The following is a 13095-nucleotide window of genomic DNA, read 5'->3' as shown; positions in this document are numbered from 1 at the left end:
TTTCAGGCGGACAAGAAATTGAGGCGATACACGCCAGCAAAATTGGGATTATCTTGGGTAGGGTGCCAGCGCGTATCGCGCCAGGCTTGCAAGTCGCGCAGCTTGACGGCGCGCAAGCCATTGTCGGTGGGCGTAACGGTGCCAGTGTGATAGGCGATGTAAGAATTCATCCACACCATCAGATGCTGGGCATCGCCCTGGTCGTAAAACAGCAGGTCGCCGGGGGCTGCCTGGTTGCAGTCCTTGCCGCGAAAGCGGGCATTCTCTTGCACCATTTCTATCGCGCTGACATAGGCCGATACAGAACCATCGGCCAGCCGCCATTGATGGCGTACCGACTGGGTACTTTTGTCGAGTTCGATTTCTGGCGGCACAGCCGTACCCAGCATGCCATTGGCCCGCTTCCATTTTTCATCATGTTCGCGCAACGATTCAGCGACGGCAAAGCGCACCAGGCCCACACAGTCACGCTGTTGCCAGCGTGGGGTGGGGCCAGCCGTTAACTGGGCGGCGATGATACGCGTCATCCAGGCCCTGAAACTGCGAGATTGTGCTGGTGTCAGTGCCATGGGCGTGCTGTTCACCACTGGAGAGCCCATGCTGACTGCTTTGCTGTTGCCGGGTGCGGACAAGGGGGAAACCACTGGAGCGGTCACTTTTTGCGCCAGCGCCAGCCGCTGCCAGCCCAGTGCACCTAATGCGGCGCTGCTGGCCAGCATGCCCTTCAGGGCCAGGGTGTGCAAGACTTGTCGGCGGTTCAATTGGCTTTCTCCTTGCTGATCCAATCGACTTTTTGCCAGGCTTTGCCACCGGTCTGGGTCTTGCTCAGTTCCAGACGGATAGGCGGGTAACTGGCCAGCGCCTTCATGCGTGCTGGCAGATGGGTCTTAGCTGCATCCAGAAAATTCGCATCATCCGGACCGCTGAGTGCCGCATACACTTCACGCTGCGCCATTTCAGACAAGGGGCGTGGGGTGATCATACCCAGCGTGCTTTGTGTGCCAGGGTTTTGGTCAGCCACGCTGGGGTTGCTGCGGGCAATGGTGTCGATGACTTTTTCAACCAGTCCACCGTCAGGTGAAAACACCACAAAGTCGGCACTGGCCGCCAGCGTTGCCTTGCTGTTGGCGTTGCGCCAGAATTTTTGATCTGGCTTGGCCTTGGTTTTGCCCTTGCCGGGTGCGGCCTGTTCGCCACTGGCGATAGCCCATGTGGCCATGGCTTGCAATGTGGTATCGCGGTTGGCGGTACTGGCTGGCAGCTTGGCGATGAACACGGGTGAATACAGATTCGATTCACGGTACCAGCAAGCGAGGCCAGGGCCGGACAGGCTGGCCAGCGCTTGCTCAGGCAGATTCGGTTTGGCAGCCGCTTCTTTCAAGACCTTGTTCACCATCGCCCAGTCAACCGGCATGATTACGCAGGCGCTGGGGTTGGCCGGTGCCGCAGTCCACAGCGCAGGGTCCAGCAATTGGGATGATGTCAGCTTATTTGAATCCAGCCACACCGAGGTGGACCAGTCGCCGCCAAAATCAAACCGCATACCCTTGAAGCCCGACACAAAAGCGCCGTAACCCAGCGCCATGGTGGGTGCACCAATGGCCAGCGTATGTTTGGCGGTGTCAGTTGGTGAAGGCGTTGCCGGTGCAATGTTATCCAGATCAAATTGCTTGGACAAGGCACCGTCGTGTTCCAGCCAGTCGGTGACGGCAGCGCGCGCATCTTTCACCATGCTGTTGCTGTCATCAAACAGCAGGCCGGGGTCAGACAAGACCACCATGCGCTCGCCCTGGCTGATCAGCAACAGAGTGCGGCGCGGGTTGACTTCCAGCGCCAAGACCAGTGCGTTGCCATTGCTGGTGCTGATGTCGCCTGCTTTTTTCAACTGACCATCTTTCAGGGCGACCTTGGCAGCTTCTTCCAGTGCCTTGGTGAATACGCCGCGTCGCATGACAACGGCATAATGACGCAAGGCACCTTTGCCATCGCGCCAGAAGGCGACTTCTGCTGGCTCATTAAAAATGCTGGCATACAGCTTGTCTTGCCAGTCAAGATCATGCTCATAGGCAATACGCTTGATGGCACCGTTGAGGCCCATGCGGTCTTCGTTCTGTTCATAGTAAAAGGCCAGGTCTTCGGTCAGCACATCTTTGGCGATGGGTACCCGCAACAAATCACGCGGCAGCTTTGACAGGCTGGTGGTGCGGATGAGCGCATCGGGGCGTGACATATCCACTTTCAGGCGGCCGCCCACGTAGTTATAGTCTTTCCAGTGCTTGCCCAACTGGTAGCCAACAGCAGCAACGGCAACTGTGACAACAGTACCGGTGACGATCCAAATACGACGCATGAATTCTCCCTTTTGCGCAGAGGTCTTTAGTTGCACGAATACTATCGAATGCAGGCAGGGCTGACAATCGAATTTCTCTATATTGCGTTAAATTTTAGTAAGTATCTGTAAATATGCGCATGCAGGCAATAAGCTTGCCCAATAAGGTCGCCAAATGCATGCATCGGTTATAAGCTGGGGTTATGGGCCGGCGGTCCAGTTTGCTTTTACGGCATTGATTGCGGACAATTTGTCTGCCTCATCTTGGCTTATTTTCGTGCCATTTCGTGGATGAAGTTGATCGAATCTGTTATTGGCTGAGTGTTTCGCGGCGAAAATCTGGGCGGTCGGCGCTATCGTAGGTGTATAGACAAAGCTTTGTGCAGTATTGGCTATAGTGGCATTGTTCTGATCAAAATTTAAGCATACCCCACGCACCTGTGCCAGCGTTGTGGCAGCAGGCCATAATGTCTTGACGTTATCCAGGACAGGCACCGCCAGCATGCCCCGCAAAGTGTGACCCATGGCATAGTGGCCAATGCGGTATTCGTTGTTTTGGGCACCAATTGCCTCATAGTCGTCATCTCCTGGGGCGGCTTCCTTGGCGAAATTGACCAGCATGCCCAGCAAGGCTTTGTCCGGATTTTGTGCCACCAATACCTCTAACACAGCGAAATTGGGGTTGTTGGCTTCCAGCCAGACCAAGACATCATTCGGACGTGCTGACAGGTGTGTGATGACGGTCTGCAACCTGGCTGGTGCAGCGATCATCTGCGCATCAGCTATGGCACGGAAATTAGCATAGGTCGCCAAAATTGTTGGCAGCGAATCAATGCTGGTTAGTGCTGGCACCATCGCTTGCAGTGCGACAAAATTTGGTGCAACAGTCTCCAATATGGCCAGCACGGCCGCTTTTTGCTTGGCTAGCCAGCTAATGACCTTTTGCAAGGCGGCAGGAGCACCAATTTGCGCGGCCGTAATGGCGACGAAACCTGGATAGTTGTGGCAGACAAAGCCAAGCAGGCCAATATCGGTAAATTCAGGCGTATCAGACATACCTACTACCAATGCTCGTAAAGGCGGAGGTTGGACCCCTAACATCCGCCTGACGAGGCTGGTTCCCGCCCCTTTTTTGACAAGCTTCACCAATTTCGCAATGTCGTTGCCAACAAAGCCCAATAAATGATCGTAATGCACTTCGTCTAGGGCATGTAATATCTGTCGTTTTATGAGGCGATCAAGTCCTGTGGCGACGACTTTAGTGAGAAACGACTTGGTCGTTTCTTTTGCCAATTTCCATGCATCAACCCAACCTCCTTCAATGGTTTTCAAATTTTCGGCATCGGTATCGTCAAAGCCTTTGCCAAGGTTCTTGATATCATCTTTTTTGGTGAGTTGCGCTACTGACTGTACTATGCCTTGTCTTTGTGCAGATGAATAAGCATGCTGTGCATCCTGGCCTTGTCGCTGTGCCGTAATACTTGCCGCTGCTACCGACATCGCCCTTGCACCCATCACATCCGCCTCTTGCTCCAGCCCGACATCATCGTTGACTGGTACCCCCTGCTTCATTTGCAGGGTGGGGCGCACGCGGCCCTGTGCTTGCTGGACTACGTGCCAGGCCTCATGCGGCAAGTGTTTTTCTTGCCCCGGTGCCAGGTGGATGTCGCTACCCTGGGCATAGGCATGGGCTTGCAACTGGGCCGGTTTGTCGGAGTTGTAATGCACCTGGACATGACCCAGGCTCATGCCAGACAGGTTTTCCATGCCTGCTTGCAGCTGTGTTGGCAAGCCATTGTTATTGGATGGAAGGGCTCTTGTCACAACAGGCGTACTGCCAGTTTCGCTGTTGACGTGGCGTTGCAATGTCAGGGCCTGGTTCTGCACGCGTTGCGCTGCATGTTCATTGGCCATTGTTTGCAATGTATTCAGTCGGGTCGCCTGTGGGCTTTGCCCGGCTATCTGCCGCAAGTTTTGTAATTGTAATGCCTGTGAGCTATGGTTTGCCTGGCTTTGCAATTGCCGCATGGCACCAGCTTCATGACGCTGATCTGTTGTGTGGATAGCGCTATCTATTACAGCCAGACTTTGCGTTTTGCCCTCAGTCGTCACAGCTGACAAGGTCTTGCTGGCGGTGTCCTGACTGGTATGTGTCTGCATGGCGGGCTGTTTTATTGCTTCCCTGATGAAGTGCTACAAATTCGCCTGGTGTCTGCCAGGTATTTGCCTTAAGCTGGTTCTTCTTCCTTGGCCAGTTGCGCAGTGTCAAACTTGCCCTGCAGTGGTTCTTCCTCTTTGGCAAGTTGGGCGGTTTCAAATTTACCTTGCAGAGGTTCATCTTCCTTGGCCAGTTGCGCAGCTTCAAACTTGCCCTGCATGGGTTCTTCGTCTTTCGCACGCTGTACTGGTAAGTTGTGCTGGCCCGTCATTTCCATTCTTGCCTTGAGCTGCATCGCTTGCGGGCTGTTGCTTGCCATGGCTTGCAGTTTCATTTGCGCGATGGCAGCCGGCCTTTGATCTGTGAAGCCCGGCGGATTTTTCTTTTTTTGCAGCGGCGTGTTTTGCCACGAAGGACTTTGTCTGGCTGCTTCTACCGGTGCTGAGAGACGCGATTTCATAAATCACCCTGGCATGTATGGAATGGGTTGGCTGGTATTTGGCTTTTTCGTTATGCTGCCTTGCTAAAACACCAGTCTACAACACGAAAAAGCAAAACAAGTGATAAATTACACTAAAATTATTATAATAACAATGCAAATTCTTTGTGTTTGTTGGCAAGTTCATCAGAAAGTTGATTGGCAAGTTCGTCAGTAAGTTCCTTTTGAAACCAGAATGAAACCACACCATGAGTGAAACGGTTGCGCGCGTCGCCAACGACCAGGCACATACCAGCAAGCTAGCTGTTATCCAATCAGTGCAACAATTGCCCGATGACACAGGGCAGGAATTTTTCGATCAGCGGCCTGTTGCACAGATGCAAAGACGCTTGCAGGATCTGTCTAACAACAGCCCGCAAGCGCATCAACTCAGGGCCATGCAGCAACTGGCTAACAATAGCCCACAGGCGACGCAACTGCGGTCACTACAGCAATTGGCAGACAACAGTCAGCATAGTCAGCGCTTGTCGGTCAATACCAATACTGATGGCATTACAACGCAAGCGCCGATGCAGTACCATGCAGAAGACAAGGCTTCCGGAGCACCCACCGTACAAACACAGGCGGGACCTGTCAGACCCAATCGCACAGGTTTGCCAGATCAACTCAAGACCGGTGTGGAAAGCCTGTCCGGCATGAGCCTTGATCATATCAAGGTCCATTACAACTCATCTCAACCTGCACAATTGCAAGCCCACGCCTATGCCCAGGGCAGCGACATCCACCTGGCACCGGGGCAAGAACAGCATTTGCCACATGAGGCATGGCATGTGGTACAGCAAATGCAGGGCAGAGTGCAGGCAACAACGCAATTGAAGCAGGGCGTGCCTGTCAATGATGATGCCGGATTGGAAAACGAAGCTGATGTGATGGGAGCGCGGGCTTTGGCAACTGGTGCCGGAAATCACGGTACCGGGCTGAATAATATTTCCGCGTCGCTGTCGCATGCCGGCGGGCAGAGCGTTGTTCAAGGCGCGTTTACAAATGCATTTGGCACAATTTGGAAGGACCTGCAGACAAATAAGTTGTATGTAGAACTGGTAAGAGACGAAGAAGAAATACAACTCCAAAGTTTAGACGGTAAGGAAACGCTGAACATTTATTTTGTCAATGGTCAGTGGTTAAGTGAGATGGAAATTATACAGCTCAAACTAAAGTGGAAAAGAAAGCAAACTGCATTTGGAGATGGAAAAAGGAAAAAACCTTCTGAAAATCTAAAAAAGAAATCAAAAAATGAAGGTAGTTACGAACCCAGTTTTAGTTCATCTTTCCACAGCAATGAGATAGCAAGGGAGGGAGGGGACGGCATGGAGGAAGAGGAATCCGTGAATTCGTTAAGTTCCTTCGTCCCACTTGAAAACCAGGGCAATATCTTCAACTTCCCACTCAGCGAACAGACGTTTTCTTCCAATTTTTCCGTGCAAGAAGAAAAAGAAAAAACCATGATTGACGAGGAGCAAGGTGAAAGTGTTGAAAGTCTCCGCGAACACCAATTGCTTGAAGAGTTCGAAATTCCAATTGACTTTGAAGATGAGAGCAACTGGTCTTCTTTGTTTATTCCCAATCAGTCTGAACTTCAAGTGCCGGAAAAGCAAATCGAAGATCAAAGTGACTTTGCTGTCCATCTGGGGCGGGAGGCGGGACTGCAATTCGCAGAGGAAAGCAATGGAAAAATCATTTTTGAGGAGCAGAAAGATCGCGTCAAAGTGGATTTTTCACAATATCTTGATACTGAGAAGTTAACAAAAGAGTGCTTTGCTGATTTTGAAAGTGCTTTTGATGAAGCCGTGGACGATGTGATCGACGAAAACGGCTGGCAGGAAGTGGTAAAACATGAAGTGAAAGACGATATTTTCAAAGAATTGAATGAAGATAGCTTGTTTGAAGAGTCTGACGAATTTAGCCAAAAAATGGAAGAGATGAGATTTTCTCCTTCAATCAATTATTCAGAAAAGGATGAGGATGGCAACGAAATTATTGAAGAAGAAAACGAAGGGATTTCTCTTGACGATGAAAAATATGACCATAGTCAATGGGAGAAAAAACAGAAACAGCAACTTCGATATGCAGCCGCAATAACTGGACGCAATGCCTCACATTTGGCTGAATCTGATTCGATGGAAAAGAACCAGCAGATTTTCTTTCATGTCGTCAATACAGGCATCTATTCTGAAAAAGCGGTGTACACAAATAAAAAATGGACAGAAAAAATACTGCCAAACATGAGTTCTGACGGACGAAAAATGGCGGCTGGTGATATTTTTAATGCGTGGATGAAACAGGGCATTGTGACGGACGAAGATGTACCGAGATTGAACCGGAAATTACAGAGTTTGCAAATACAGTTTGATTTAGATGCGTCACATCTGGTACAGGATGAAGAAGACAGCAAAATGTACGCGGAATTAAAAGCATCGCCTTCAATTTATGTTCCCGTCACTACTAAAATAGTCTCCGGGTTGAAAGGAGGGGGCGGTGGTACAGATAAATTAGATGCCGTTCAGTATGATGGACAGGAACTGAGCCCATTGGGGCAGTTCCTGAAAAATATCAACAAGCATTATGTGAAGGAAGAGTTTGAGGTGGGTGGCAGCGCACTTCCAAAAGTGAATAAAAATAACACCTTGTTAGACAGTAGTAATGACAGTGTGACAGAGACATTTTATCGGCCCGGGTCTGTCGAGGCCATATCGACGTCACCGCGCGGGAAAGGGCGTTCTGGGACAGGGGAATCCAAGGTGGGCAGAATGGGGGTGCAGGAAGAGCTGATCAATACCGGAGAATTGTTAAGTAAGCAGTATGAAGGCGGGCATCTTATCGGTGATCAGATTATGGACCCTAAAAAGTTTAATTTATATGAATCATGGAATCTCGCCCCACAGGAAAACGAATTTAATGCACCTGTGTATTCATCTGCGCTGGAGAATGGCGCGACAAAAGCAGTTAAGAAGAAAAAAGAAGTGCATGTCAAGGCTGAGGTCAGTTATCCCTCTGATACCTATGAAGTGCCAGTGCTGGACTTGGTTGAGAGGGTGATGGATGGAAAAACAGAAAAAATTCCATCGTCCAGTACAACCTGGCACGATGGAATTGACTACATTCAAAAGAATTCAAAAAATAAGAATTTACCGACCAAATTCAAGTTCATGACACGCATACCTGGATATTGGCATGCGAATGTAAAAGATGTGAGTTCCAGCTCATTGGAGGGTAGCGTTACAGGCAGGAAAGAAGGTGTTCAGGTGCTGACTGCAATTAATGCGAGTAGTATCTACAATCCGAAGAAACCAGAACGTTTTATGTTTTCAGTTTTTACTGATGGCGACAGTTCTACCGGAACCGCATTGGATCTTCCTGTAAAGCCAAAATCAAAACCGAAGTCAAATTATAAAAAAGCAAAATCGGTTTATTTGTATGCACGTCAGAAAACCTCAGTGAGCGGTGGGTCGCTGGCTTCAACCGATATGCGGGCAATGACTGCCACGGAAATAAATGCTGTCGTTAAAAATATGACGCGATCAAATGCGATAGTTAAATGGCTGAAGAACAATCCGAACGACCATAAATTGAAAAGTTTATCGACAATAAGTGGTGTCGGGGCCGCAACGCTGAAAAAGGTCATCAGTGCCGGTTGGACGATATAGCTTGTAATGAGTGAATTAGCATCACTGCTTATTCCAGGCTACCAGCCAGGATAGCCACCGTAATGTTGTCGTGTCCGCCAGCGGCATTGGCGTCGTTTACCAGTGCCTGGCATATGGTCCTGGCTGAATGCTGTGCGCTCGCTTCCTGTTTTAGCTGTTCTATTCTGGCGGCCAGGCTGCCGTTCTTTTGAAAGTAATTCCACAATCCGTCAGAACACAGCAACAGCATATCGCCAGCCGCCATCTGGGTGCTTGTGGTGTGCGGTGTGACCACATCATCACGCATGCCCAGTACCTGGGTGATGCAATGTGCCAGTTTATGCACGGTGGCAGCTTCGCGCGTGTAGGTACCAGCAGCAACCACTTCTTCTATCCACGAATCATCCACCGTCAGGCAACGTTCAGCATTGCCGTTGATCAGGTAAGCGCGGGAATCACCCACCCATCCAACTGTCACAGTATTTTGTATTACCAGTGCGGCCACCACGGTGGATTCAGGCTCATCAAGTTTGGGTACATCACCGGCAGGGAGTGTCATGATGGCTTCATGCGCTGCCATGATGGCAGCGTGCATGGCTGTTTCTGGCGTATCCAGGCAATTGCTTGCTGCTAAATGTGACTTGATCTGCTCAATGACCAGGGCTGAGGCACCGGCGGCATTGAACGAGGTTGACACTCCGTCGGCTACCACCAGCAGGGCAGAGGCCGGAGTGGACAATTCAGCATAACCACAGTCTTCGTTGCCAGGGTGGCGTCGGCCCGCGTCGCTGATCATGGCGAGACGGGCATCCACTTCCAGCACGGATTGATTCACAGTGCTGGTGCCGGTCTGGGTACAGCGCACGCCGCAATTGTCGCAAAAGCCGTCGGCATCTGGTGCAGCAGTCGCCGGGTCGCATGCGCACGCCATTGTTACTGTTGCCGCTGCCGGGGCAGAGACAGCGGCGGCAGCAGGGGCAGGAGCAGGTAAAGCGAAAAAGGGATGACCGCAGCCTTCGCAAAATTTGGCGTTGGCGGAAGAGTTGTCATCACCGCATTGGTTACAGGCCATTTCTTGTCCTCAAACGAAACTTGGTGGGCGCACGGCATTTGCCATGTCTATCCACATGATTTTTTCTGTCGCATTTGCTGCAAAACGTGCTGCTTTCCTGAATTCTTCTTCAGCACCTGCACGTAATGCACGGGTATGCAAGGGGCGGCCAAGGAGCGTCGTATTGCTGTCTTCCCTGATCTTGCCTGTGGCAATCAAGGCGCTGCTTTTTTCCAGTAAAGTGGCCGTCAACTGGTGAATGACACCGCCTTCGACGGAAATGGATTCTATCGTTTGCGCGACTTTTTCCAGTTTGAGCACATCCATCACTGATTCACTGCCCAGCAATGATTTCGCCAGCGCGATACGGGCGAGATTGAACAGGCTATGCTGGGCAGGCACGGCAGATAAGGCCTCGGCTGCGCCATGCGTATCTTTGTTATTGGCAAGGCAACGGGCCAGGCCAAAACAGGCGGCTGTCTGACTGGGGTCGACTTTGATGACGCGCTGATAATACGAGGATGCTTCCTTGTAGTCTTGCTTGGTTTCGGCAGCGAAGGCGATGGCCAGTTTGGGGGCGATCTCGCCCGGCATTTCAAAGTAGACCTTGCCAAACTCGATGCGTGCCATTTGGGCATCACCTTGCGCGAGGAAGGATTTGCCACGATACCAGGATATCCGCCAGTCGTAGGGGTCTTCAGCAAAGAGCTGGTCGAGCAGGGTAGTGGCGTCCTGGTAACGTTCAATAACCAGATAAGCATTGGCAAGGCGCAGGCGTGCCTCTACCGATTTTTCTGCAAATTTTTTGGCGACCTGTTCCAGCGCCACAACCTGTTTTTTCGGGTCAGTGACTGAAGAAAGTCTTAACAATTCGTTGGCAGCAGGATCACTGGCCGTCATCTTGAGAGTTGGTAAAAGACGGACCTCAGGGTTTTCTGTACCGGTGACATCATCGGCATCAAACAGGTTGTCGGAAGTAAATACCTTGCTTTCGGATGGCTTGGGTTCGGTTTTAATGGCGACAATTTCACGCAAGACACCATGCAGTTGATCTGCCATTTCATCTGCTGACTGAAAGCGCTGATCAGGGTCCTGGTGTGTTGCACGCAACAGGAAGCGGTACAGTGATTCATGTTGTGCCAGCACCGGCTGCTGGTCGGGGCTGGGCAAAGATGACTCGAATTCTTTGCCGTATTTGAAGTCCATGATCATGGTCGCCAGCGCCCGGCCTATCGTGTAGAGGTCTGATACTTCGACAGGGTCATCATTGGCCTCTGGTGCCATGTAGCCACGGGTGCCGTAGATGTCGCCGTTAGGGTCACCGATCTTGCGCATGCCACCCACGTCAATCAGTTTGACATCATCGCCTTCAAGCATGAAGTTATCGGGCTTGAAGTCGCAATACACAAAACCATTGGCATGCAGGTAGGAAAACGCAGGCAATATGCCAAGGATGTAGGCAATCGCTTCCTCTACAGGGAAAACACCTTTTTGCTTCATCATGCCACCGATGGCGACACCGCCCACATATTCCATGACAATAAAGCCTTCGTTGCCATGATTGACGAAATCATAAATGCCAACAATTTTGGGGTGTTTCAGTGCTGCCAGGAACTGCCGTTCTGTCACGGCATTGGCAGCCGCCGCCTCGTCTTTGGTGTTGAGCAAACCTTTCATCACGACCCAGCGCTGGAGAACCATGTCCCAACCCAGGTAAATCCAGCCCATGCCACCAAATGCGACGGCACCCTTGATTTCGAATTTTCCGTTGACGACATCGCCAGTTTTCAATGATGGAATGAAGTTGTATTCAGAACCGCATTCACCACAGAAACCTTTGACACGCGATACTTTGACATCACATTTTGGACAGCGGCGTCTGCGTTCTGGTACTTCAGCGTTGAGCATGACGAGGCTTAGTGGGTCCTGGCTTGGCATGGGCGGAAGTGATACTAGTCCACCACCAAGCGCCTGACGACGTGTCGAGCTACCTTTGGTTGAACGGCTGGTATGACGCCGTGTGCCTGAACGGGCAGTACCTGCCGTTGCAGTGCCAGTTGCAAAGGTGTCGTTGTTGCCAGACCGGTGTGTTGGCGCCGTCTGACCAGGCATGACTTGCGCAAGCAGTTTAGTACCAACCGGTGGCATGCCGCATTCATCACAGAAGCCGTCTTGCACTTGGCCAGTACAGCCGTTTCTTTGGCAATTGTCCACAATTCTTCCTTTTGTAGTAGTGCTGATTAGGTAGATGAAGAAAGTTTAATCTTGTATAGCGCTGCTTCATATGCTGCGACTGCGGTGCGCAGGGCAGCCAGGTCCACAGGCTTGACCGCAATGGTTTGCTTGATAGCCTGCGACATCAATGTCAGTTTTTCATCCAGAACGATACCCCTGGTGACCAGGGTTTTTGCCATCGCACGCAAAGCATTGAAGCGCCCTGTCATTTCTTCGCATTCGTCCAGCGGTCGCCGATTTGTCACGCAAGCTTGCTGTGCCGCCACTATCTGCACTTGACACGCACTCTGCCAGCGCATCAGACCAACTTTGACTGCTTCCGGGCGGGACTGTGCAATGGAGGCAAGCCAGGTTTGCAGTGAATTGATAACCTGTTCGTCCACCGGCATGACCAGCCCCTCAGGGTTAAGTACAGCCAGGCGTGTTTCTTCGATGACTGCCATTGCCTGTTGTATGGAATCCTGCAATTGCGCCAACCTGGCCGTGGCTTCATCCAGCCCGGCACGGTTCTGGGTTTGCTGCTGTTCCAGATTTTTCAAAGCCAGCCTTGCGGCTCCCATGATGCGTTCCGCACCGTCCATGTCGGCTGCACAGGACAGGGGATCACGATCCACATTGTCCAGCATCGCATCCAGATTGACTGACAGGTGAGCAGCTGAGCCTAGCTTGCTTGCCCAGTGTTCCAGTTCTGTGGCTTGCTGACGCAGCGTTTCCAGTCGCTGTGCACTCTGGCTGATGGCCAGCGATAACGCAGTAAATACATTGCGCGCATCTTCAAATTGTTGCTCCATCGCTGTCAGTACGTCTTGCGGCGTTGCCTGCGAGACTTTGCTGGCTGTCGATAAGAGCGCACGGTTGGTGATAGGGATGTGCTCGGCACGCAATTCAACCGAGGGGCCGTACAACAGTTTGCGGACATCTTCTTCGGTATCGAAAAAGACATTACTGCGTCTATGCAGGTCAGTGACTTCTTCCAGCAATCTGGCGAGCAATAGGTAACTATTCCACAGCGCATCCAGTGACTTGATTGCAAGACTAAGCTTGTCGTGGGTAATGCCGCGATAGCCATTGCTTGCATCTTTCACACGTACTCTGGCAATCTTGACGGCATCCATCTCAGCCAGGTCCAGCAGGTTACGGCTGATCGTGGTGACATTAGCCCGCAAGGCTTCGATTTCTTCTTTGATTGGCACAGTCAAG

General features: G+C 51.3%; 8 protein-coding genes. 1 reads left to right on the top strand and 7 read right to left on the bottom strand.

Annotation, left to right across the window (positions count from 1 at the left end; genetic code table 11):
- Positions 1–2: 2 nt before the first annotated feature.
- The 4 genes from AC1RVX_RS07415 to AC1RVX_RS07400 form a co-directional block, all read right to left on the bottom strand.
- Positions 3–761, bottom strand: coding sequence for a DUF1175 family protein (locus AC1RVX_RS07415; protein ID WP_493215924.1), 759 nt, complete (start codon positions 759–761; stop codon positions 3–5).
- Positions 758–2350 carry a DUF2138 family protein gene (locus AC1RVX_RS07410; protein WP_493215923.1) on the bottom strand — a complete coding sequence of 531 codons (1593 nt, stop codon included), beginning with the start codon at positions 2348–2350 and terminating at the stop codon, positions 758–760. Before AC1RVX_RS07410 ends, AC1RVX_RS07415 begins: the two co-directional genes overlap by 4 nt.
- 180 nt (positions 2351–2530) lie before the next feature.
- Complete coding sequence (locus AC1RVX_RS07405; RefSeq protein ID WP_493215922.1) at positions 2531–4489, bottom strand: eCIS core domain-containing protein; 1959 nt, start codon at positions 4487–4489, stop codon at positions 2531–2533.
- A 68-nt stretch (positions 4490–4557) separates the two neighbouring features.
- Entirely contained in the window at positions 4558–4947 is a 390-nt protein-coding gene (locus tag AC1RVX_RS07400) for a hypothetical protein (protein ID WP_493215921.1), read from the bottom strand.
- A gap of 227 nt (positions 4948–5174) precedes the next feature.
- Between AC1RVX_RS07400 and AC1RVX_RS07395 the strand changes: the two genes are divergently transcribed.
- On the top strand, positions 5175–8630 hold the full coding sequence (locus AC1RVX_RS07395) for an eCIS core domain-containing protein (RefSeq protein ID WP_493215920.1): 3456 nt from the start codon (positions 5175–5177) through the stop codon (positions 8628–8630).
- Positions 8631–8658: 28 nt separating this feature from the next.
- Here the strand turns inward: AC1RVX_RS07395 and AC1RVX_RS07390 are convergent, their stop codons facing one another.
- From AC1RVX_RS07390 to AC1RVX_RS07380, 3 genes are read right to left on the bottom strand one after another with little or no spacing between them, the layout of a single operon-like run.
- Complete coding sequence (locus AC1RVX_RS07390; RefSeq protein ID WP_493215919.1) at positions 8659–9681, bottom strand: PP2C family protein-serine/threonine phosphatase; 1023 nt, start codon at positions 9679–9681, stop codon at positions 8659–8661.
- 9 nt (positions 9682–9690) lie between these two features.
- Complete coding sequence (locus AC1RVX_RS07385) at positions 9691–11874, bottom strand: serine/threonine-protein kinase (RefSeq protein ID WP_493215918.1); 2184 nt, start codon at positions 11872–11874, stop codon at positions 9691–9693.
- A 26-nt stretch (positions 11875–11900) separates the two neighbouring features.
- Complete coding sequence (locus AC1RVX_RS07380) at positions 11901–13088, bottom strand: hypothetical protein (RefSeq protein ID WP_493215917.1); 1188 nt, start codon at positions 13086–13088, stop codon at positions 11901–11903.
- Positions 13089–13095 lie beyond the last annotated feature (7 nt).

The sequence above is a fragment of the Undibacterium sp. GW821-FHT11B02 genome (assembly GCF_058808955.1).
The sequence above is the reverse complement of the archived record's forward strand: the minus strand, read 5'-3'. Positions and strand labels throughout refer to the sequence as shown.